The following is a 21,008-nucleotide window of genomic DNA, read 5'->3' as shown; positions in this document are numbered from 1 at the left end:
TTCAAATACTTGCGCGGACGCCGCCCTGGTGCGAGACAGGGGAAGTGTTAGCGAGCGTCGCGCCCGGAGCCGGATTGGGCCACGCGGGCGGCGACACCCATCGGTTCGATCGAAGCGCTTGAATCGGTCTGCTCGCCGCCGAGCGAATCGAGGCTGATGCCGTTGGTCTCGGGCAGAATCCACGCGGTGACGATCACGCACAGATAACCGACGCCCGCGACCAGCGGAATCGCGGAGTCGAGCGCCATATGACCGGTGCTGAGCCAGCCCACGCCAAGCGGGAACAGCGAGCCGATGACGCGCCCCATGTTGTAGGCCACGCCGTAGCCGGTCGCGCGGATTTCGTTCGGGTAGCTCTCCGAGATCGTCGCGGCGATGCCCGAGAACGTTCCCTGCATCAGCACGCCGAGCAGGAAGCCGAGCACGAGCATCGCGCCGTTCGACGCGGGAATCGCCATATAGGCGAGCGCCATGGAAAACGCGCCCGCCGCGAACACGATATACGTGAGGCGTCGGCCGATGCGGTCCGACGAATACGCACCGAGCACGTAGCCCACGAACGAGCCGAGGATCATGATCGCGAGATAGGTGCTCGTGCCGAAGATCGACAGGCCGCGTTCGAGCTTCAGATAGGTCGGCATCCACGTCGCGATCGCATAGTAGCTGCCGAGCATGCCGCCCGACAGCAGACTGCACAGGATCGTCTTGCCGGCGAGCGGCCGCGCGCAGACACGGCGTAGTCCTTCCAACGCGGCGGGCGAGTGCTGTCTTCCGAGCGCGCGCGAGAACGCTTCGGGCTCCTTTAGATCGCGCCGAAGATACACAACCAGCAGCGCCGGCACGATGCCGATAAAAAAGCAGCCGCGCCACGCCCACTCCGCCGGCAGCCACGAAAACAGCACGCTATAGACGATCGCCGCGGCGGCCCAGCCAAACGAATAACTGCTCGCCGCGAAGCCGGAGAATTTGCCGCGATGCGCGGGATTCCTGATGATCTCGGTCACGAGCACCATGCATAGCGACGATTCGCCACCGAAGCCGAGCCCCTGCAGCATGCGAAACAGCGCGAGCTGTAGCGGCGAGTTGGCGAAACCGCACGCGAAACATGCGAGCGCGAATAGCACGATGGTCCAGCGCAGAATGCGCACGCGCCCGAAGCGGTCGGCGAGCAGGCCCGCGCCGATCGCACCGACGAGCGACGCGATCAGCGTGTAGGTGACGATGCTGCCCGCGACGGCCTTGTTCATGTGCCAGGTCGCGGCGAGCACGGGGATCAGGAACGAGTAGATCATGAAGTCGTACACATCGACGGCATGACCCATGAACGCTCCCGCAAAGGCTTTCTTCTCGTTCTTCGACAGCGATTCGAACCAGACCATGATGGAGGACTCCGGGCGAGGATGAGGTGGCGGCTGGCGCCTCGAGAATGCGAGTGGGTGTTATAGCGGTGGCGCGACGAACGACAGTCCCGCCTGCTCGAGCAGCGCGGCCACCCGCAGCGAACGCAGGTCGTGATAGAGCGGCCCGACGATCTGCACGCCGATCGGCAGGCCGTCCGCGGTCGTGCCGGCGCGGGCCACCGTCGATGGCAGGCCGCACAGACCCGAGTGGCCGGCCCAGAACAGCTGGGTCGTCATCGGCTGCGGGCGGCCGTTGACGTCGAGCGTGCGCTGCCACGGCGCCCCGGTTTCGTCGAGCGTGAAGGCGGCGGTCGCGGCGGCGGGGCACAGCAGCACGTCGATCGTGCCGAACAGCTCGCGCCATGCTTCGCAAAACGCGTCGCGCTGCTTTTGCAGCAGCAGCCAGTCGCGGTGACGCAACGCGGTGCCCGCGTATTGCAAGGCGGCGTACGACGACGCGTCGGCGGCCTCGGCGGCGCTTGCTGTGAGCGCGGCGGCGAAGGCGTCGTCGTCGAGATAGTGCGAGGTCGACGCGCGCAGCAGCAGCACGTAGGCGCGCATCAGTTGCGCGGCGTCGAGCGCGGGGCGCGCGTCCCAAACCACCGTCGCACCGGCGTCTTCGAGCTGCCGGCCAAGACGCGTGAGGCACGCCTCTACCGGGCCGTCGACGTCGGCGAGCGGATGATTGGTCAGTACGCCGAAGCGGAATTCACGCAGGTCCGTGCGCTCGCAGGGTGGCAGTGCGAGCCTCAGCGCGCTCGCGGCTTCGCCGGCCGGACCGGCGATCGCGCCGAGCACGAGTTCGAGGTCGCGCGCCGAGCGCGCGAGCGGACCCGCGACGTTGATGTCGGGCTGCGCCATGCCGCCGCCGATGCCATGGCCTTTCAGCGACACGATGCCATGCGTGGTCTTGTGCGAGAAGACGCCGCAGAAATGCGCGGGGTTGCGGATCGATGAGCCGACATCCGAGCCGACGTCGAAGAATGACATGCCCGCGCAGACGGCCGCCGCGCTGCCACCCGACGAACCGCCCGGCGTGCGGGACGGATCGCGCGGATTGCGGGTCGTGCCGTAGAGGTCGTTATAGCTTTGCCAGTCGCGCAGATAGATCGGCACGTTGGTCTTGCCGAGCAGCACCGCGCCCGCGTCGAGCAGGCGTTGCACGACGTCCGCATTGGCACTCGCGATGTTCTCGCGATGCGCGGGGTCGCCAAGGGCCGTCGGCCAGCCGCGGACGTCGAAAGATTCCTTGATCGTAAACGGAATGCCGTGCAAGGGGCCGCGCAGCCGCCCCGCGCGCCGTTCCTCGTCGCGTGCTTCGGCGGTGGCGTAGGCGGCGTCGAAATCGGATACGACGACCGCGTTCAGCAGGCCGTTGTCGGCCTCGAATGCGGCTTCGCACGCGGCGACGAGCGAGGCGGCGTCGATCTCGCCGGCGCGCATGTCGTGCGCGGCCTGCTGGACAGTGGCGTAACGGTAGCGCTCCGCCTGAGTGGCGGCGGGTGGGGAGGAGCTTGGTGTCATGAAAGGCCTGAGAGGGCGATTGATGATCGGTATGTTGTATACCGTCTATCGCCAAATTCAGCCTGTCAAGTGGCTTGCAGCGTAGTCGACGAAATTATCGGGTGGCGTAAGGCGAGCGCGGTGGCGTGTGCCGCGCCTCGCTTCCTATGCCGCGCGTTTCAAAGGCCGTTTCAAAGGCCGTTTCAACGCGCATTGTTCGCCAGATAGTGCTGGGCGGCGCGCATCACATGCCGCTCGGCGAGCAGCGCCGACAGCGTCGCATCGCCCGACTGCACCGCGCGCAGGATCGCGGCGTGTTCGTCCCAGGTCTGGCGGACTTCCGCCTCGCTCGCGTTCGTGAACAGCATGCGCGTGCGGTCGCGCAACGAGCGCATCAGGTCGCTCAGAATCGTATTGGCCCCGGCCGCGTAGAGCAGGTCGTGAAAACGCGCGTTGAGTTCGAGCAGGCCGGCCGTCTCGCCGGCGTCGACTTTTGCCTTGCCTTCGGCGAGCACCTGTTCGATCTGGCCGACCAACTCGGGCGTTCGATGTTCGGCGGCGAGCCGGGCGTTGAGTCCCTCGAGCGTCGCGCGGATCTGGATCATTTCGCGTGCCGCCGACGGCTGCAGCGACGCGACCACCGCGCCGTGCCGCGGCCGCACTTCGACGAGGCCTTCCGAGGCGAGCGCGCGCAGCGCTTCGCGTACCGGCACGCGCGAGACGTCGAGCTCCTGGGCGATGCGTCCTTCGACCAGCCGCTCGCCGGGCGCGTACGTGCCCGAGACGATTGCTTCGCGCAGCCGCGCGGTGACGAGATGCGACAGCTGCTGATGCATGATCGGCGCGCTCGATTGCCCCTGTGCGCCGCTTGCCGCGGTCGTGTCCGCTTCGGTCTTCATAAGGATCTCCAACCTGTGTTGCTGATGGCGTGTGATGCAAGCGATTTTACCTCAGTGCACGTCGCGAATACTGTAGACCTTATACGGACATATCCGGCTCGGCCTTGTCTGGCGGGGCATTGAAGCACGCGCCCCGCTTCCTCGTAACTACCGGGAACGGCGGGAGTTCTGCTGCCGCTCGATTCTTCTTCTTTGAAATGCCCCGACGAATGCGGGTAAACCTCAAGCAAACAGCCGTTGATCCAGTTTTATTTAGTACATAGTATACCAAGCGGTTATCTCAAATCAGCCGCATTCCACCCACGCTCGCAGGTCCGCGCAGTCAGGAGAAGCAATGGAATCTCACGTCGTTCTAACGTCGGCGCACTGGGTTTATCTGTGTGGTGTCGTCTCTATCATCGCGACGCTGGTGTTTCGCGCCAATGTCGTCGCGCCCGCGATTCTCGCGACCTTCGCCACCGTCTTCGCTTTTTCCGGCCAGGTGTCGACCGCGATCGAAGCGGTGTTCTTCGCGCCGCTTACGGCGGCGCGCGAGCTGTTCAATATCTTCCTCGTGATTTCGCTGATGACCGCGTTGCTCAACGCGCTGAAACGGATCAACGCGGATGTGCGCATGGTCCAGCCGTTTCGCGCGGTCATGGTCAACGGGCACGTCGGCTTCTTCGTGCTCGGCTTCGTGAGCTACGTGTTGTCGCTGTTCTTCTGGCCGACGCCGGCCGTGCCGTTGATCGCCGGCATTCTGCTGCCGGCCGCGATTTACGCGGGCGTGCCGCCGCTGGGCGCGGCGTTGTGCATCGGCATCGCGGGACTCGGCACGGCCTTGTCGTCGGATTACGTGATGAAGGTCGCGCCGGGCATCAGCGCGAAAGCGGCCGCGGTCGCGATGCCGGACGTTGCCGACAAGGCGCTGCTGCTGTCGCTGATCACGGGCGGCATCGCGTTCCTGATCGCCTATCTGCGTATCCGCAAGCAGATCCAGGCGCCCGATGCGCGCCATCTCGAACGCTGGGAAGCGACCCAGGTCACGGCGAATGCCGTTGTCACGCCCGCGGCCGGCACGAGTCGCGCGCGCATCCGGCGCGGCAAACCGCAGCATGCGTCGGTCGGCGACGGCGGCCAGGTCAGCGGCGCGAGCGGCTCGCGGGCGTTGTTGTTGTCGTCGCGCGACCTGTTGACGCCGTGGCAGGAGCGCTGGTCCCGCTGCTTCGCGATCGTGATCCCCGTCGCCTTTCTCGCGATCGTCGTCTACATGGTGTTGCCGCATCTGATCCCCGGCTTCAAGGGCGCGAGCGGCGCAGCGGCCGCGGCGCTCGTCGGCGGCGTCTCCGCGTTGCTGATGGTGGCGGTAGCCGCTGCGCGCGACTATCGCGCGATGTGCCGCAGCACGGCCGAGCACGTCACCGAGGGCTTGGTGTTTTCGTTTCGCGCGATGAGCTCGGTGCTGCCGATTGCGGGCTTCTTCTTCATCGGCGTGGCCGGCACCGCGGCGCCGATCCTCGGCTTGCCCGCCGGTACCCATGCCCCTGGCCTGCTTGCCGATCTCGTGAAAGCGGGCGAGGTCTACATTCCGCACAACGTGTTCTTCGTCTCGTACGGCATTCTGCTGGCCGGCATGGTGACGGGCATCGACGGCTCGGGCTTCGCCGGTTTGCCGTTGACCGGCGCGCTGGCGGGCGCGCTCGGTCGCACGGTGGGCTTCGACGTGTCGACGCTCGCGGCGATCGGCCAGATGGGTTCGGTGTGGACCGGCAAGACGCTGACCGCATGGTCGGCGCTCGCGGCGGTGGCGAGCTTCGCGCGTGTGCCGGTGTTGCAGGCGGTGCGCTATCTGTTGCTGCCGGTGGTGTCCGGCCTGGTGGTGTCGACGTTGGTGGCGATTCTGATCTGGTGATGGGGGGGCGGGACGCGCGTGTCGTCCGCGCGGTTTTTGCCGGGCCTTGCGCGTTGGTTTGCCGATGCGCAAGGCCTTGGCGGTTTGATCGTCGGCGCGCTTTGCCCGCGAGTTGCGGCCTACGTTTTACGCCTCGCAGCGACAAGCAAAAACGCCGGCTTCAGTGCATCGAAGCCGGCGTCCCAGTTTGACTCACTATTGTGTTGCTAACTCACCATGACACGCTGACATTGCCATTGACGAAAGTCTGACAGGCCATCCGATAGCCAGCTTTGATTTCGTCTTCGCTCAGATGGCGTTTTTCCTTGTCCTTCACGTTATCGGTATGTTCGATGCCGTGTTCGACCTTGCATTTGCAGGTGCCGCACAAGCCGCCGCCGCATTTGAACGGAATGCCGCCTTTTTCGCGCAGCGAGACGCGCAGCAGATTGCTGTTGGGCGGCGCGCTGACCGACTTGCTGTCGTTGCTGAGGAAAGTAATCTGGATCATTCGGAGGCTTACGTATTGGGTTCGGAGAGGAGGGGATGAAACGGCGCGGCAACTAGCGCGGGGTCAGTTGCGCGGCGCCGTTGGCGTGGCCCGCGAGCCGCCGCAGCGACTCGAGCGCGGCTTCAGGCGTCGCGAATTTTTCGAGGAACCTGGTGGGAACGAGATTGACCGCCGACGGTGTGGCTTCGTCGATCACCCTGATCTTCGTTTCTTTCATGAGCGCGGCGATGACGAACGTGGCGATATGCCGGCCGCCGTAGAGGTAGTCGAAGGTGGCGAGCGGCACGATGCCTTCGGTCGCCTCGGTGCGGTACTGACCGGGCTTGCTCGTCAGGATCACGTGCGTGCCGGCCGCGACGGAGCGCGTATTCATGCTGCCTGCTCCAGATCGTCCTGCGCGAGTTCGATGTCGTGCTCGATCCATAGTTGGCACGCGAGGCGATAACCCTGCGCAAGCCGCTCGCCGAGCTGTTTTTTTTCCTTCCAGTTGGGCTCGGGCAGATACTGCGCGCCGGACATCACGCGGCACGCGCACTTCGAGCACTTGCCCATGCCGCATTCGTAGCGCAGATGCGGAAACGGGAATTGCTTGATGCCGGCGCGCACGACGAGGTTGGTGTTCTCCTTGACCTCGCCCTGATGGGTCGCGCCATTTTTGTGAAATACCACTGTTGGCATAACGCTCTCCGTGATTCACTCGGATCTAGTGTAGTTGAATAAAAGGATATAGTATACCGTCTACTGCCGGATGGTGCCTCGGCTAGGGCCGAAGACAGCGGCAGTTGGCGTGCATATAGGTCCATTTTCCTAGGTTTTCCGCGGTCAGGCCGCAATGAAACGGCGCGTAGACGGAGCGCTCTTTCCTCGAACGGTTTGCGCAATTCAGCTATAGCGGTATACAGTATTCAACTAAGGCGCTACACTAGCTCAACTGTTCCTTCCGTGCCCGACGGCATTCGGGCTTTCGACAACGCCAACCTTTTACCTACCTGTCAGGAGCTTGAAATGGCTGAATTGATGAACCGTGATGACTTCCGCGCCGCGCTCGAGGACGCCATCAAAGGCAAGAGTGCGAACAAGGCGCCGTTCAGCATCGCATGGGCGAGCGGCAAGCTGAGCCGCGCGCATCTCGCGCGCTGGGCCGAGAACCACTATCACTACGTGGGCCCGTTCGCCGACTATCTGGCCTACATCTATGCGCGCACGCCGGACCGCTTCACCGAGGCCAAGGACTTTCTGCTCGCCAACATGTACGAAGAGGAAATCGGCGGTGACCGTCATACCGATCTGCTGATCCGTTTCGCCGAAGCGTGCGGCACGACGCGCGAGCGCGTGATAGATCCCGACAACATGTCGCCGACCACGCGAGGCCTGCAGGCATGGTGTTATTCGGTGGCGATGCGCGAGGACCCGATCGTCGCGGTCGCGGCGCTCGTCGTGGGTCTGGAATCGCAGGTGCCGTCGATCTATCGCAAGCAGACGCCGACGCTGCGCGACAAATACCAGTTCACCGACGAGGAAGTGGAGTTCTTCGATCTGCACATCGTGTCGGACGAGATTCATGGCGAGCGCGGCTATCAGATCGTGCTCGAACATGCCGACACGCCCGAGTTGCAGCAACGCTGCCTGAAGATCTGCGAGATCGGTGCGCAGATGCGTCTGCTTTATACGACCGCGCTCTATTACGACTACGTCGAGCAGGACCTGGCGCTGCCCGAACTCGAACTCGCGAGTTGAACCCGCGGCGGCGCGCGCAACGCGGCGCCGTCTTCCGTTGGCATCGCCGCGAGCCAGCCGGCCGGCATGGCGCCGGCCATTGCGGCAACAGCACAGGTATCCGTCATGAGCAATCCGGCAACACCAGAGTTCAAGAATCTCATCGCGGGCGAGTGGACCGCCAGCGTGAGCGGCGGCACGTTCGACAACGTGAATCCCGCCGATACGCGCGACATCGTCGGCCGCTTCCAGGCGTCTTCGGCCGAGGACGCGCGCGCCGCGCTGGCCGCGGCGGCTGGCGCGTTCGCCGCGTGGCGGCGCACGCCGGTCGCGCAGCGCGCGGCCGTTCTCAATCGCGCGGCGGCGTGGCTCGAACAGCATGCGGACGGATTCGCGAACGAACTCACGCGCGAAGAAGGCAAGCCGTTCGCGCAGAGCAGGGACGAAATTCTGCGCTCGGCGCAGGTGCTGCGTTTCTATGCGGTGGAAGGTCAGTCGTATTCCGGCGAGACGTTCCCTAGCGACGATCCCGACATGACCGTCCACACGCAGCGCGAACCCCTCGGCGTCGTCGCCGTGATTACACCGTGGAATTTTCCGATCTCGATCCCGGCGCGCAAGATCGCGCCGGCGCTGATCGCCGGTAATACGGTGATCTTCAAACCGTCGTCGGATGCGCCGCTGATCGGCTACCGGCTCGCCGAAGCATTCGCGCAGGCGGGCATTCCATCGGGTGTACTGAATTTCATCACGGGACGCGCGTCGGAAATCGGCTCCGTCATTACCGCGTCGCCGGTCGTCAGGGCCGTGTCGTTCACCGGTTCGACCGCCGCTGGCGAACAGATTCATCGCTCCCTACCGCTGACCACGCGCACGCAGATGGAACTCGGCGGCAAGAACCCGCTGATCGTGATGGACGACGCGGATCTCGACCGCGCCGTCGATCTGACGATCAAGGGCGGCTTCTCGCTGACGGGCCAGGCCTGCACCGGCACGAGCCGCGTGCTGGTCATGCAGAGCGTGCGCGATGCGTTCAGCGAGAAACTGCTCGCTAAAGTGAAGACGCTCAAGATCGGCAGCGGCCTCACGCCCGGCATGGACATCGGTCCGCTCGCGACCCGGACGCAGCTCGACACCGTGCTCGACTACGTGGCCTCCGGCAAGGCACAGGCCACGCATCTGTACGGCGGCGAGCGCCTGAGCGGTCCCGATTACGAGCACGGCTATTACGTCACGCCGGCGATCTTCACCGACGTGACGCAGGACATGCGTATCTGCCGCGAAGAAATCTTTGGGCCGGTGATCGCGATCGTCACCGTGACCAGCTACGAGGACGCGATCGCGAAGGCGAACGACACCGAGTATGGGCTCTGCGCCGCGATCGTCACGTCGAATCCACGCCACATGCATCGCTTCGCGGACGACATCGAGGCGGGCACCGTGAAGATCAACCGCACGACGACGGGCAACGCGATCAACGCGCCGTTCGGGGGGCTCAAGCGTTCGAGCACGTCGACGTTTCGCGAATCGGGGCGTGGCGGTCTCGAGTTCTATACGCAGATCAAGACGGTCTATCGCGGCATCTGAGCGCGGCGAGATCAGCTTTCCGAATCAATGAATCAATCAACAATGAGGGGGTTGCAATGAAACAGATATTTCGCCTGGAACTGGCCGAAGCGCGCGAAATGATCCGCGCGGCCATCGGCCGGGCGCAGCAGATCGACGTGCTCGAATCGGTCTGCATCGTCGACGAGGGCGGCTATCCGCTCGCGCTCGAACGGATGGACGGCGCGCGCATCACTGGGCCGCAGATTGCGTGGAACAAGGCGTTCACGGCAGCCGGCCACAAGCGCTCGACGCATCTGTTCACCCAGCGGCCCAACGGTCCCGCGTTGCCGGGCAACGAAGCGTTCGGCATTCAATGGAGCTTCGAGGGTAAGTTCGCGGCATTCGTCGGCGGCTTTCCTGTTGTCGTCGATGGCCAGGTGGTGGGTGGTGTGGGCCTGAGCGGCGGCAACGGCGAGCAGGACACGCAGTGCGGCCTCGCCGCATTGCAGGGGCTGCACGATCTGCTCGCGGCGCAGGGGCATAGCGTGCTCGTGGAAGCCGACATCAAGAAATGACGCAACGGGCCGCCTGTGCATGCCGGCGGTCCTGTCGTTCGCATTGCATCGTCATGAGGTGGCGTCATGTCATACCGGATTCAGGTGCTCGAAACAGGAGCGTGCTTCAGCGCCGAGCGCGACGAATCGCTGCTCGCCGCCGCGCTACGCGCGGACGTGCCGCTTGCGCACGATTGTCAGTTCGGCGGTTGCGGCACGTGCCGCGTGAAAGTGCACGAGGGCACGCTCGACTACGAGGAGTTTCCGCTCGGACTCACCGAGGAGGAGGCGCAGGCGGGATTTGCGCTCGCGTGTCAGGCGCAGCCGCGCAGCGACATTGTGATCGGCGCGGGCCACGCCGGTGCGCCGACATCGGAGCCGGCGCGTCATACGGTGCGCGTCGAGGCGGTACGCTTGCTGGCGCACGACGTCACGCACCTCACGCTCGCGCTTCCAGAGGATGCCGAAATGATTTACCGGCCCGGTCAGTACATGAACGTGATGCTCGAAGACGGTAGTCATCGCAGCTTCTCGATGGCATCCGCCGCGCGCGCGGGCGGCCTCGTCGACTTTCATGTGCGGAAGATCGCGGGCGGCCGGTTCACCGATCGTGTGGTGGCGCAGCTCAAACCGGGCGACCGCCTCGACGTGGAGCTGCCGCTCGGCGGATTCCGACTGCACGAAGAGGACTATCGTCCGTTGCTGATGGTCGCGACCGGCACCGGCCTGGCGCCGGTGAAAGCGATGCTCGAATCGCTGATGGACGATCCCAATTGCCCGCCCGTCACGCTGTACTGGGGCGCGAGAACGGCCGACGGCCTGTATCTGCATGACGAAATCGGCCGCTGGGCGGAGCGTCTCTACGAGTTCCGCTATGTGCCGGTGTTGTCGCGCGCGGACACAGCATGGAGCGGGCGGCGCGGCTATGTGCAGCATGCGGTGTGCGAAGACCATGCGGACCTGTCGGAGCACGCGGTCTATCTGTGCGGCTCGCCCGCGATGATCGCAGAGGCGAAGGCCGCCTTCATCGCGAAGGGCGCGAGCGTCGATCATCTGTACTCGGACAGCTTTACGTTCCAGCACGCCGCAGCGGCGCTCGTGTAGCGCGCGGCACGCGCGCCATCCAGTCATCAGATTCGCACAAGGAAGCATTCTCCATGATTCATCTGAACGACGCGCAGATCGATGCGCTCGTGGGTTTCGACGAAGCGATCCCGACGCTCGAGCAGGCGTTTCGCGCACTGTCGCGGGGACGCGCGGCGGTGCAGCGGCGCGTGCGCACCGAAGCGGGCGGCGTGAAGCTATCGACGCTCGGCGCCGTGTTGCCCGAAGCTGGCGTGACCGGCGCGAAGGTGTACACGACGATCAACGGCCGCTTCTCGTTCTCGATCGTGCTGTTTTCGACCGACGACGGCCGCCCGCTCGCCACGCTCGACGCGAACGCGCTCACGCGAATCCGCACGGCCGCGACCACGGTGCTCGCGGTGCGAGCGCTCGCGCGCGAAGATGCGCGCGCCGTCGCGATTTTCGGCACCGGCGTGCAGGGGCGCGCGCATGCGCAGGCGCTCGCCGCGCATACCGGTTTGCAGTCGTTCAGAATCGTCGGCCTCGATAACGTGGAGCAGGTCGTCGACGAACTCAACGCGCGTCACCGTGCGCGCGGCGTGAAGGCCACCGCAGGCGAAGCCGCCGAGGCGGTGCGTGATGCCGACGTGATCGTCACCGCGACGCGCGCGACCGGTGCGCTGTTCGACGGCGCGACGCTTGCGCCCGGTGCGATGGTCGCGGCCATCGGGTCGAGCCTGCCCTACACGCGCGAGCTCGACGACACGACGCTCGCGCGCGCGTCGCGCATCGTGGTTGAACTGCATGAACAGGCAAGGGAAGAGGCCGGCGACCTGGTGCAGGCCGCGCCCGGCACGTTCGACTGGCGCAACGTAGTCGAACTCGGCGACGTGCTGGAAGGGCGCGCCAGCGCACGCGTGCGGTCCGAAGACATCGTTGTCTACAAGGCGGTCGGCATCGGCTTGCAGGACGTTGCGCTCGCCGGGCTCGCGTGGCGCAAGCATGTCGCTCGCGAAGCGGCCGCACAGCGCGCCTGAACGCCGATGAGCAACGGCACGCCACCCGGCGCCATACCGCACGGGACATCGCCGCCCAACACGGCCCGTTCGTTCCGTCAGTCGCTCTTTGCGATGCTTGGCTTGTCGAGCGTCGTGATGATGGTCGCGATCGATCAGACCGTGGTCGGCACCGCGTTGCCTACCATCGTCGCCGAGCTGAAGGGCTTTAATCTCTATGCGTGGGTCGCGACTGCGTATCTGCTCGCCTCGGTCATCACGGTGCCGATCTTCGGGCGGCTCGGTGACTGGTTCGGACGCAAGCCGTTGATCGTGATCGCGATCGTCGTGTTCACGGCCGCGTCGGTGCTGTGCGGTGCCGCGCACAGCATGCAGGCGCTGGTGCTGTTTCGCGCGTTGCAAGGGATCGGTGGCGGCATGCTGGTGGGCACCTGCTTCGCGTCGATTCCCGATCTGTTTCCCGATCCCGTCGTGCGTCTGCGCTGGCAGGTGCTGTTTTCGAGCGCGTTCGGCGTCGCGAATGCGGTAGGGCCTTCGCTGGGCGGCTTTCTGAGCGAGCACTACGGCTGGCGCTCCGCGTTTCTCGTCAACCTTCCGGTCGGCGTGCTCAGTCTTTATCTGACTGCCCGACATCTACCGAACATTCGCCATCAACTGCGCGGCAAGCTGAACCCGGACTGGCGCGGCGCATTGTTGATCGCAGCCGGACTCGGTGCGTTGCAACTGCTCGTCGAATCGCTCGCGCAGCAGACGCTGAAGGTTTCGACGATCGCGTTCGGCGTGGTGGCATTGAGCGCGGGCGCGCTGCTCGTGCGCGAGGAACTGCGCGCGGCCGATCCGATTCTGCCGCCGGCGTTGCTGCGCGAGCGGGCCATCATCGCGTTGCTCGCGTTGTCGATGCTGATGGGCTTGGCGATGTTCGCGCTGCTGTTCTATGTGCCGTTGCTGCTGCAAGGCGGCATGGGTCTCAACGCGGATCGCGCCGGCGTGATGGTGACGCCGCTCGTGCTATGCATCACCGTCGGCACGATCGCGAATACGCGCGTCGTCACGCGTCTGCGTAAGCCCAACTTGCTGCTGTACGTCGGCTTCGCGTTGCTGGGCGTGGCGTGTTGGGGCGTCGCGGCCGAACGCATGGAGACCGGTCATGCGTTGATGGCCGCATTGACTGCGGGCGGCGTAGGGATCGGTCTCGTGATGCCGAATCTGACCGTGTTTGCGCAGCAGGTGGCGGGCAAGCGTCAGCTTGGCATTGCGACCGCTATGATCCAGTCGGCGCGGATGGTGGGCGGCATGATTGGAACGGCCGTGGTCGGCACAATCGTGCACGTGCTGTATCGCCAACGCGTGGCCGATGTTTTGCAAGGGCACGGTATCGATACAGACGCGCCGTGGGTTGCGCCCGCCGCGCACAGCCCGCAAGTACTGCTGACGTCTCGCGACGTCGCGACCTTCATTCGCGATGCCCACGCCGCAGGGTTCGACGGCGACGCGCTGATCGCCGCGGCGCGCGTCGCGCTCGTGCAAGCCATCGACCACGCGTTGCTCGCGGTGAGCGCGGCAATGGTGCTCGCATGCCTCGCCGTGTCGCTCGTGCCGCTGATTCGCGTGCAGCGATTGGGACGCGAGGTCGCGTCAGTCGCAGTAAGCGAATGAGCGCTGGTGCGGGTCAAAGTTGCTTGCAATAGAACGTCGTCGCGCAGAACGCCCCGTCGGGCATCAGCGCGTAATTCGGCACGCTGCCGACGCGTTGCCAGCCGGCGCGCTGATAAAGCCGTTCGGCATCGCCACCGGTTACGGTGTCGAGCACGAGAACCCACTTTCTCTCTTCCCGCGCGATGCGATCGAGTTCGCGCATCAGAGCGTGCGCGACGCCGCGCCGGCGTGCTTTTCTGTGCACGAGCATCTTCGCGACGTCGGCGCGATGTGGCTGATTTTCGGGTTGCGCGGTAATCAGCTGCACGGTGCCCACGATATCGCCGCTGTGATCTTCGGCGATCAGCAATACGCGCTCGCCACGCGCGACGCTCTCCACGACGTTGCACCAGAACGCGAGCGCCGTGTTACGCGAGATCGGCAGCATGAAGCTGACCGATGCTCCGCCTTCCACGCAGTCGATCAGCACGTCGGCGAGCGCTTCGATGCAGGCCGAAGCTTCGTTCGCGCCCACGCGCCGTATGGTCACGTTATCGCTCATCCGTTTCTCCGTTCGTTGACTGGCGATGTGGTCAGCGCGACGAGATAGCGCGCGCGTTTGCGAGTGGGGTTACGGAACACGATCGGGCTGTCGAGCCGCATCGCCAGGCAGTCGCCGGTCTTGAGCCGCCAGCTGGTGTCGCCGACCGTGATTTCCATCGACCCGTCGAGCATCCACACCTGTTGATGAATGTCCGCGTCGCGCGCGCCGGTTTCGTAACTGACGCGCTGACCGGCGGGAAAGTTGACCTCGACCAACTGGATTGCCGAGCGCGCGGTCGGCGACAGATGACGTCGCACATACCCCGAGCTCGGATCGGTCCACATCGCCTGCTCGGTCGCGCGACTGACCGGCGATGGCTCGGCAGCCGGCGCGCCATCCTGCTCGAATAGCGACGCGAGCGGCACGTTCAACGCGCTCGCGAGTTTGTCGAGCACGGTCGCGGTAGGGCTGCTCTGGCCGCGCTCGATCAGCGAGATATTCGAGCGGCTGACTTTGCTGCGCTCGGCCAGTGCATCGAGCGACCAATTTTGAGCGTCGCGCAGTTCTTTGATCCGGCGCGCGATCTGGGCGTTGATGTCCATGTAATCCAGTTTAAGGGATGCAGTTTCCAGTAAACTAGACAGCGGCTTTTTTGTTGTCAATGCGCAAATGCCCACTCACCAATTTGAATAAAAACCCGCACAAAATTGCCAACTCTTTATTCGCTTTGATTCGATAACTTTCAATTAGCCTGTGTCGGAAAAGCCTTACGCCCCATTACGCATAAAATTACACGTATTGGTATAAATACCGATGCTGTAGTCAGACTACATTCTTACATTACTCACCACGGAGAGTCGCTACAGCCCATCCAGTTGCGCCGATTCTTCTTCCCACAGGCAAACGTTTGCAGTCATCGCTGCATGCCTGTTTTCGCGTCCGTTTTCCATCCCCCGACGCGCTCCGTTGCCCCAGAAAAGCACAATTTCGGAGAGACACCTATGCAGAAGAAACTATGGCCGGCCGTCGCGATAGCGGCGGCCGTGAGCGCCGCTGCGCACGCGGTAATTCCCACTCCTGGTCTCGACTTCGCGCCCATGTCGACGGTGCTGAACGCGTTTGCGTCGGCCGCGGCGCATCGGCGCGCGCAAACGCTCGTCAACAAGATGACGATCGACGAAAAGCTGCAGTTCATTCACTCGGAGTATGCAATGTCCGCCGTGCCGGGCGGCGGCGCGGGCTACATTCAGGGCGTGCCGCGTCTCGGCATTCCCGACCTGAACATGGTCGACTCAGCCACGGGTTCGGGCAGCACCAACCAGCCATCGACGACCTTCCCGGCGACGCTCGCGGTAGCGGCGAGCTGGGACCGCGCGCTGTCGTGGAACTTCGGCAAGCAGATCGCGATCCAGTTGCGTCAGCAGGGCTTCGGCATGGGGCTCGGCGGTGGCACCAACCTCGCGCGTGAGCCACGCGGTGGCCGGCTCTTCGAGTATCTCGGCGAAGATCCGGTGCTTGCCGGCGAGATGCTCGCCGAGCGCACCGACGGCACGCAAAGCCAGAAGGTCATCGCGACGATCAAGCACTACATGGGCAACGAGCAGGAACATAACCGCGGCGGCGGCAATAGCCAGATCGACGAGCGCACGATGCGCGAGCTCTATCTGCTGCCGTTCGAAATCGCCGCGCGTCGCGCGCAGCCCGGCAGCGTGATGTGCAGCTACAACGAGGTCAACGGCATCCAGGCCTGCGAGAACCCGCATATTCTCAACGACGTGCTGAAGAACGACTGGCACTTCGAAGGTCAGGTGCAGTCGGACTGGGGCGCGACGCATAGCACGGCACCGGCGATCAATGCGGGTCTCGACGAGGAGGAAGACGTCGGTTCGACCGTCTATCTGACGCCCACGCTGGTCAAACAGGCGATCGCGAACGGCTCGGTGTCGACCGCGCGCCTCGACGACATGGTCGAGCGCAAGCTGTATGTGATGATCCGCACGGGCGTGATGGACGATCCGCCGAAGGGTGGCGCGACCATCGACTTCTCGGCCGCGAGAGCCTTCACGCAGTCGGTCGAAGAGCAGTCGATGGTACTGCTGAAGAACGCCAGCAATCAGTTGCCGCTCGCCGCTGGTTCGCTGTCGCGTATCGCGGTGATCGGCGGCCATGCCGACGCGGCGGTGCTGACGGGCGGCGGTTCAGGCAACACGCGCGATCCGGTGACGGGCGCGTTCGCCGGTTGCGGCGGCTTGACGTTCGGCACGGAGACGGGCTGCAGCTGGTGGACCAACCCGTGGCTGAAGCTGAACACGCCGATCGTGTCGGCGATCAAGGCGCTCGCGCCGCAGGCCACCGTGACCTTCGCCGGCAACAGCGATCAGCAGTCGCCGTTTGCCGCCTACACGCAGCAGCAGATCACCCAGGCGGCCACGCTGGCGGCCAACTCCGACGTCGCGATCGTCGTGGTCGCGCAGCCGGCCGGTGAGGATATCGGCGATCTGCCGAGCCTCGGCCTCGCGAATCCGACCAACCAGGATGCACTCGTCGAAGCGGTTGCGGCGGCCAATCCGCACACGATCGTCGTCGTCGAAAGCGGCAACCCGGTGCTGATGCCGTGGAAGGATAGCGTGTCGGCGATCATCGAAGCATGGTATCCGGGCGAAGGCGGCGGCAATGCGATTGCGAACGTGCTGTTCGGCAAGGTCAATCCTTCCGGCAAGCTGCCCGTCACGTTCCCGGTGCGCGACCAGGATACGCCGACGTGGGGCACGAATGGCGCGTTTGCGGCGAACCCGGTGTACGCCGAGAAGCTCGATATGGGCTATCGCTGGTACGACTCGCAGAACATCACGCCGATGTTCGAGTTTGGCTATGGCCTGTCGTACACGCACTTCGCATACTCGGGTCTGTCGGTTCAGCATCTGCCGGGCGGCCTGATCGACGTGTCGTTCGACGTGCGTAACGATGGTCGCGTCGCCGGTGCGGAAGTGCCGCAGGTGTACCTCGGCGTGCCGTATCAGGGTGAACCGCCGCGGCGTCTCGTCGGCTGGGACAAGGTGGGTCTGAACCCGGGCGAATCGCGTCGTGTGCACGTCGTCGTGACGCAGCGCATGCAGAGCGTGTGGGATACGACGAGCAACCGTTGGCTCTATGTGCCGGGCAGCTCGGTGTACGTCGGCGCATCGTCGCGCGACATCCGTCTGCAGGGGCAGGGCTAAATAGTGTGACGGTGTAGCGAATGCGGGCGCGCCAGGTTGCGCGCCCGCCTGTATTGTTGTTTACGCTTTCAGCGTGTTCTTGTAGAACTTTCCATCCTTCATCACGATGCGCAGGTTCTGCTCCGGCTTCGCGATCAGGTCGAGATTCTCGAGCGGATTGCCGTCGACGAGCAGCAGATCGGCGTACGCACCTTCCTCGAGTACACCGAGCTTGCGCGGGTACGGATTGCGGTGCCCGGACAGCGCGAGTAGCTGGCCATTGGTGCCCGTTGCGATGCCCAATGCTTCGGCTGCGCTATACCACGCCTTCATATGCGTGAGCATCGTGCCTTGCCGTGCGGCCACGGCCTGCGAAAAGATCAGGTCCGTGCCGAACGCGACCTTGATGCCATGCTTGCGCGCGAGCTTGAAAACCCTGTCGGTGCCCGCGATCACCTGAAGAAATTTTTCGCGGATCGGTGGGGCGAGCGGACCCGCGTCGTCTTCGTTGACGAACGGCTGCGTGCTCAACCACGTGCCGTTCTTCGCCATCAACGCCGCAGTCCTGTCGTCCATCAGATGACCGTGCTCGATGCACTGCACGCCTGCCGCAACGGAGCGCTGAACCGCTTCGGACGTGTACGCATGCGAGAGGATATAGGTGCCCCAGTCGGCCGCTGTTTCGACGGCCGCGCGCAACTGCTTTTCGGTAAACGTGAGCATGTCGAGCGGGCTGCGCGGCGTCGATACCCCACCGGCTCCGACCAGCTTGATCTGCGTCGCGCCCTGAATGAACTGCTCGCGCACCCGCAAGCGGACTTCGTCTTCGCTGTCGGCGATCGCGAAGCCACCGTCCCGTTCCAGTTGGGTGACCTGGTTGCCGGCGCGCGGCAGATCGCTCAGCGCACGAAAATCGCCGTGACCCCCGGTGGTCGTGATCATCGCGCCGGACGGATAGATTCGCGGCCCGGAAATCATGCCGCTGTCGATTGCCTGCTTCAGCGCGAATGACGGGCCGCCCGCGTCGCGTATCGTTGTGAAGCCGCGCAGTAGCGTACGTTCGGCTTCAGCGCTTGCCGCAAGATGGACGAATGCAATGTCGGATTGAAGGATGACCTGAATCGGCACTGCCGCGAGCAGCGCGTGCCAGTGCATGTCGATCATGCCGGGCATCATCACCTTGCCACCGCAATCGACGAGCGTTTTGCCGTCGATCGAAGCCGGTTGACCCCGACCCAACTGGCTGATGCTGTCACCCTCGACAACCATATAGAGGCCGTCACGCAACGTCGACGATTTGCCGTCGAACAAGCGGAAGTTCGTGAACAGCACCGGCTTGTCCGGCGGTGCTGGCGGTTGGGTGGTTTGAGCATTGCCGAGACCGGGCAGAACCAGGCTCAGCATCGAAGCGGCGAGACCGGTGACGAAGCCGCGCCGCGACAGATCGGCACTGATACGGCGGTTGGCATACTGCGCTTGAGACTTGTCACAAAGACATGAAAACGACGGACTGACTGTTTTATCGCCGATGTACTTTCCTGAAGGCATAGCTCACCCGTAACGTAGATCACCGCGCATCGAAAGCCGCCATCTGACTACATTTCACACCTGGCGACGCGAAAGTCAAGCCCGCACAGATTATCGCCTACGAACGAGGATGGCAAATTCCGCGTCGCTTGATACAAGCATTGAAATTGCATCTATTACTCGATTACGCGGTTGCAGCATGTAATTGGAAAAATATGCTTGCGACGGGCGAAAAGAACGGGCTATGCTCACGCCACGTATTCTGTATGTGAATCCCCCGAAATAAGGCACGATTCCCTACCCTGCTTGGGGGGAGAGATGTGCCAAACAAACGTCCCAATAAAGCGGATGCATCGGCTATTACAAACGTATTTTCTATCATCGCGATTATCGAGCGAGGCGATCGGTCATTCTTTTAACGCCGCTGCAATTAGAAACTCAACTATTTCACAATTTCGCCGCCACTCCATGAATGCCGGGATCGGAAAAATCGCATTCAGTCTTTTTTAATTTTTTCACGGAGAAACAGAAATGATCGATGTGTCAAAGCCGCGTATGCTCAAGGTGCTGGCGGGGGCTGGCTTGTCGCTGTTTGCCGTCACGGCGATGGCCGACGATACGCTCGGCTTGTCGGAAAGCCTGTTCTCCATCGGCGCGCCGGAAGTGACGCAGGCGCCTGGCGCGAGCGCGAGCCCGTGGCGCTTTGCGGTTGGCGCAGGGGTCGTGAACATGCCGAAATTTCCGGGCGCGAGTGGCACGAAATGGGAGGTGGTGCCGTCGGTGAGCGTGAATTACGACCGCTTCTTTATCGGCGCGAATCCAGACGCGGGCTCGGTGCTATCGCTGGGCGCATATCTGTATCGTGATAGTAACTGGCGCGTCGGCGCGGCGTTGACCTACGATTTCATCGAACCGCGCAGCGAGTCCGACGACTCGCGGCTGCACGGACTCGGCGACGTCAAACGCACCGCGCACGCGGAGCTGTTCGGTGTTTATACGTGGGAGTTCGTCACGGCGCGCGCGAGCGTTTTGACCGATATTGCCGGCAACGATCGCGGCACCGTCGCGACTTTCGATCTGTTGGGACGCTATCAACCCATTGCGCAACTGACGCTCAGCGCAGGCCCGGGCCTGACGTGGGGAAGCGACAAGTACAACGAAACCTATTTTGGCGTGAATTCCGAGCAGAGCGCGCGCTCGGGATTGCCGACCTACTCGGCCAGCTCCGGTTTGAACCAGTTGCGCTTCTCAGTCAACGGGGTTTACCGGATCGCAACGCGTTGGAACGTTGGCGCGAGCGTGTCGTTCGCGTGGCTGCGCGGCGACGCGACCGACAGCCCCATCACCGAAAAGACGAGTCAGATTACGTACGGCCTTTTCGCCAATTACCTCTTTTAGTCGTCCGCCAAATACGAAGGCCCGCTGCACCCGATCGCGTGGGTGCAGCGGGCTTTCCCGTTCTACGAGTCAGCAAGCGCTTCGTCAATTCTTCTGCGCGAGCAGCGCCTGAATCCTGGCTTCGGTCTGCGCATAGGCGCCTTCTCCAAAGTGCGTGTAGACGATATGACCTTGCTTGTCGATCAGATAGAACGCGGGCCAGTACTGATTGTTATAGGCATTCCAGGTCGCGTACTGGTTGTCCTGCGCAACCGGATAGCTGATACCGAACCGTTTCAGCGCGGTCTTCACGTTGCCGGTGTCGCGTTCGAACGGATATTCCGGCGTATGCACGCCGATCACCGTGAGCCCCTGATCCTTGTACTTCTGGTTCCAGCTTTTTACGTAAGGCAGCGTGTTGGCGCAATTGATGCAGCTATAGGTCCAGAAGTCGACGAGTACCACTTTGCCGCGCAATTGCTGCAATTTGAGCGGCTCGCTATTGAGCCATTGCGTGATGCCTGTGAGCTCGGGTGCGGGCGAGCCGCTTTCCGGCGGCGCGGCGATGGCGACCGTACTCGTCGCGATCAACGCGCAGGCGGCAAACGCGGTGGACAGTGCGAAGGTTTTCAAGCGGGTAGTCATG

Annotated in this window: 19 protein-coding genes; 9 read left to right on the top strand and 10 right to left on the bottom strand. The window is 63.8% G+C overall.

What is annotated here, in order from left to right:
- Positions 1-47: 47 nt before the first annotated feature.
- The 3 genes from F6X40_RS06190 to F6X40_RS06180 all read right to left on the bottom strand — a co-directional run bounded on the left by F6X40_RS06190 (position 48) and on the right by F6X40_RS06180 (position 3,802).
- Entirely contained in the window at positions 48-1,382 is a 1,335-nt protein-coding gene (locus tag F6X40_RS06190) for an MFS transporter (RefSeq protein ID WP_187627258.1), read from the bottom strand.
- A gap of 57 nt (positions 1,383-1,439) precedes the next feature.
- Positions 1,440-2,924 (bottom strand): amidase, encoded by a 1,485-nt coding sequence (locus F6X40_RS06185; protein WP_187627155.1) that lies wholly within the window; start codon positions 2,922-2,924, stop codon positions 1,440-1,442.
- Positions 2,925-3,106: 182 nt separating this feature from the next.
- Positions 3,107-3,802, bottom strand: a complete 696-nt coding sequence (locus tag F6X40_RS06180) for a GntR family transcriptional regulator (RefSeq protein WP_187627154.1) — start codon at positions 3,800-3,802, stop codon at positions 3,107-3,109.
- A gap of 334 nt (positions 3,803-4,136) precedes the next feature.
- Between F6X40_RS06180 and F6X40_RS06175 the strand changes: the two genes are divergently transcribed.
- Positions 4,137-5,693 (top strand): hypothetical protein, encoded by a 1,557-nt coding sequence (locus F6X40_RS06175; protein ID WP_187627153.1) that lies wholly within the window; start codon positions 4,137-4,139, stop codon positions 5,691-5,693.
- Positions 5,694-5,904: 211 nt separating this feature from the next.
- On the opposite strand, the gene F6X40_RS06170 is transcribed toward F6X40_RS06175, so the two are convergent.
- Genes F6X40_RS06170 through F6X40_RS06160 form a run of 3 tightly spaced genes read right to left on the bottom strand, consistent with a single transcriptional unit; the run spans position 5,905 to position 6,861 of the window.
- Entirely contained in the window at positions 5,905-6,183 is a 279-nt protein-coding gene (locus tag F6X40_RS06170; protein WP_187627152.1) for a 2Fe-2S iron-sulfur cluster-binding protein, read from the bottom strand.
- Positions 6,184-6,235: 52 nt separating this feature from the next.
- Complete coding sequence (locus tag F6X40_RS06165) at positions 6,236-6,556, bottom strand: hypothetical protein (RefSeq protein ID WP_187627151.1); 321 nt, start codon at positions 6,554-6,556, stop codon at positions 6,236-6,238.
- Positions 6,553-6,861 carry a 2Fe-2S iron-sulfur cluster-binding protein gene (locus F6X40_RS06160; RefSeq protein ID WP_187627150.1) on the bottom strand — a complete coding sequence of 103 codons (309 nt, stop codon included), beginning with the start codon at positions 6,859-6,861 and terminating at the stop codon, positions 6,553-6,555. The genes F6X40_RS06165 and F6X40_RS06160 overlap by 4 nt, the downstream gene beginning before the upstream one ends.
- A gap of 327 nt (positions 6,862-7,188) precedes the next feature.
- On the opposite strand from F6X40_RS06160, the gene F6X40_RS06155 reads away from it, so the two are divergent.
- The 6 genes from F6X40_RS06155 (at position 7,189) to F6X40_RS06130 (ending at position 13,738) form a co-directional block, all read left to right on the top strand.
- Positions 7,189-7,920, top strand: a complete 732-nt coding sequence (locus tag F6X40_RS06155) for a TenA family transcriptional regulator (RefSeq protein WP_090807609.1) — start codon at positions 7,189-7,191, stop codon at positions 7,918-7,920.
- 105 nt (positions 7,921-8,025) lie between these two features.
- Complete coding sequence (locus tag F6X40_RS06150; RefSeq protein WP_187627149.1) at positions 8,026-9,486, top strand: aldehyde dehydrogenase family protein; 1,461 nt, start codon at positions 8,026-8,028, stop codon at positions 9,484-9,486.
- Positions 9,487-9,542: 56 nt separating this feature from the next.
- Positions 9,543-10,022: a GlcG/HbpS family heme-binding protein gene (locus F6X40_RS06145; protein ID WP_184061585.1), complete on the top strand. Its 480-nt coding sequence runs from the start codon at positions 9,543-9,545 to the stop codon at positions 10,020-10,022.
- A gap of 66 nt (positions 10,023-10,088) precedes the next feature.
- Complete coding sequence (locus F6X40_RS06140) at positions 10,089-11,105, top strand: 2Fe-2S iron-sulfur cluster-binding protein (protein WP_187627148.1); 1,017 nt, start codon at positions 10,089-10,091, stop codon at positions 11,103-11,105.
- 53 nt (positions 11,106-11,158) lie between these two features.
- Complete coding sequence (locus F6X40_RS06135) at positions 11,159-12,103, top strand: ornithine cyclodeaminase family protein (RefSeq protein WP_187627147.1); 945 nt, start codon at positions 11,159-11,161, stop codon at positions 12,101-12,103.
- Positions 12,104-12,109: 6 nt separating this feature from the next.
- Positions 12,110-13,738: an MFS transporter gene (locus tag F6X40_RS06130; protein ID WP_262421377.1), complete on the top strand. Its 1,629-nt coding sequence runs from the start codon at positions 12,110-12,112 to the stop codon at positions 13,736-13,738.
- 13 nt (positions 13,739-13,751) lie between these two features.
- Here F6X40_RS06130 and F6X40_RS06125 read toward each other — a convergent pair whose 3' ends face one another.
- Positions 13,752-14,279, bottom strand: coding sequence for a GNAT family N-acetyltransferase (locus F6X40_RS06125; protein WP_187627146.1), 528 nt, complete (start codon positions 14,277-14,279; stop codon positions 13,752-13,754).
- Positions 14,276-14,863, bottom strand: coding sequence for a helix-turn-helix domain-containing protein (locus F6X40_RS06120; RefSeq protein ID WP_187627145.1), 588 nt, complete (start codon positions 14,861-14,863; stop codon positions 14,276-14,278). The genes F6X40_RS06125 and F6X40_RS06120 overlap by 4 nt, the downstream gene beginning before the upstream one ends.
- Positions 14,864-15,262: 399 nt before the next feature.
- On the opposite strand from F6X40_RS06120, the gene F6X40_RS06115 reads away from it, so the two are divergent.
- The gene (locus F6X40_RS06115; RefSeq protein WP_187627144.1) at positions 15,263-17,479 is read left to right on the top strand and encodes a beta-glucosidase family protein; all 2,217 of its coding nucleotides are present in this window, start codon (positions 15,263-15,265) and stop codon (positions 17,477-17,479) included.
- A 60-nt stretch (positions 17,480-17,539) separates the two neighbouring features.
- On the opposite strand, the gene F6X40_RS06110 is transcribed toward F6X40_RS06115, so the two are convergent.
- Positions 17,540-19,006, bottom strand: coding sequence for a metal-dependent hydrolase family protein (locus F6X40_RS06110; RefSeq protein WP_262421376.1), 1,467 nt, complete (start codon positions 19,004-19,006; stop codon positions 17,540-17,542).
- A gap of 510 nt (positions 19,007-19,516) precedes the next feature.
- Between F6X40_RS06110 and F6X40_RS06105 the strand changes: the two genes are divergently transcribed.
- Entirely contained in the window at positions 19,517-20,383 is an 867-nt protein-coding gene (locus F6X40_RS06105) for a MipA/OmpV family protein (RefSeq protein ID WP_187627143.1), read from the top strand.
- 84 nt (positions 20,384-20,467) lie between these two features.
- Here the strand turns inward: F6X40_RS06105 and F6X40_RS06100 are convergent, their stop codons facing one another.
- Positions 20,468-21,007, bottom strand: a complete 540-nt coding sequence (locus F6X40_RS06100) for a thioredoxin family protein (RefSeq protein WP_187627142.1) — start codon at positions 21,005-21,007, stop codon at positions 20,468-20,470.
- Position 21,008: the final 1 nt, after the last annotated feature.

The organism is Paraburkholderia sp. UCT31 (genome assembly GCF_014397655.1).
Lineage (GTDB): Bacteria > Pseudomonadota > Gammaproteobacteria > Burkholderiales > Burkholderiaceae > Paraburkholderia > Paraburkholderia tuberum.
The sequence above is the reverse complement of the archived record's forward strand: the minus strand, read 5'-3'. Positions and strand labels throughout refer to the sequence as shown.

Bases quoted from the DNA above. Each gene is read 5' to 3' on its own strand.
- F6X40_RS06185 (WP_187627155.1), bottom strand. From the start codon at position 2,924: ATGACACCAAGCTCCTCCCCACCCGCCGCCACTCAGGCGGAGCGCTAC.
- F6X40_RS06180 (WP_187627154.1), bottom strand. From the start codon at position 3,802: ATGAAGACCGAAGCGGACACGACCGCGGCAAGCGGCGCACAGGGGCAA.
- F6X40_RS06175 (WP_187627153.1), top strand. From the start codon at position 4,137: ATGGAATCTCACGTCGTTCTAACGTCGGCGCACTGGGTTTATCTGTGT.
- F6X40_RS06170 (WP_187627152.1), bottom strand. From the start codon at position 6,183: ATGATCCAGATTACTTTCCTCAGCAACGACAGCAAGTCGGTCAGCGCG.
- F6X40_RS06165 (WP_187627151.1), bottom strand. From the start codon at position 6,556: ATGAATACGCGCTCCGTCGCGGCCGGCACGCACGTGATCCTGACGAGC.
- F6X40_RS06160 (WP_187627150.1), bottom strand. From the start codon at position 6,861: ATGCCAACAGTGGTATTTCACAAAAATGGCGCGACCCATCAGGGCGAG.
- F6X40_RS06155 (WP_090807609.1), top strand. From the start codon at position 7,189: ATGGCTGAATTGATGAACCGTGATGACTTCCGCGCCGCGCTCGAGGAC.
- F6X40_RS06150 (WP_187627149.1), top strand. From the start codon at position 8,026: ATGAGCAATCCGGCAACACCAGAGTTCAAGAATCTCATCGCGGGCGAG.
- F6X40_RS06145 (WP_184061585.1), top strand. From the start codon at position 9,543: ATGAAACAGATATTTCGCCTGGAACTGGCCGAAGCGCGCGAAATGATC.
- F6X40_RS06140 (WP_187627148.1), top strand. From the start codon at position 10,089: ATGTCATACCGGATTCAGGTGCTCGAAACAGGAGCGTGCTTCAGCGCC.
- F6X40_RS06135 (WP_187627147.1), top strand. From the start codon at position 11,159: ATGATTCATCTGAACGACGCGCAGATCGATGCGCTCGTGGGTTTCGAC.
- F6X40_RS06130 (WP_262421377.1), top strand. From the start codon at position 12,110: ATGAGCAACGGCACGCCACCCGGCGCCATACCGCACGGGACATCGCCG.
- F6X40_RS06125 (WP_187627146.1), bottom strand. From the start codon at position 14,279: ATGAGCGATAACGTGACCATACGGCGCGTGGGCGCGAACGAAGCTTCG.
- F6X40_RS06120 (WP_187627145.1), bottom strand. From the start codon at position 14,863: ATGGACATCAACGCCCAGATCGCGCGCCGGATCAAAGAACTGCGCGAC.
- F6X40_RS06115 (WP_187627144.1), top strand. From the start codon at position 15,263: ATGCAGAAGAAACTATGGCCGGCCGTCGCGATAGCGGCGGCCGTGAGC.
- F6X40_RS06110 (WP_262421376.1), bottom strand. From the start codon at position 19,006: ATGCCTTCAGGAAAGTACATCGGCGATAAAACAGTCAGTCCGTCGTTT.
- F6X40_RS06105 (WP_187627143.1), top strand. From the start codon at position 19,517: ATGATCGATGTGTCAAAGCCGCGTATGCTCAAGGTGCTGGCGGGGGCT.
- F6X40_RS06100 (WP_187627142.1), bottom strand. From the start codon at position 21,007: ATGACTACCCGCTTGAAAACCTTCGCACTGTCCACCGCGTTTGCCGCC.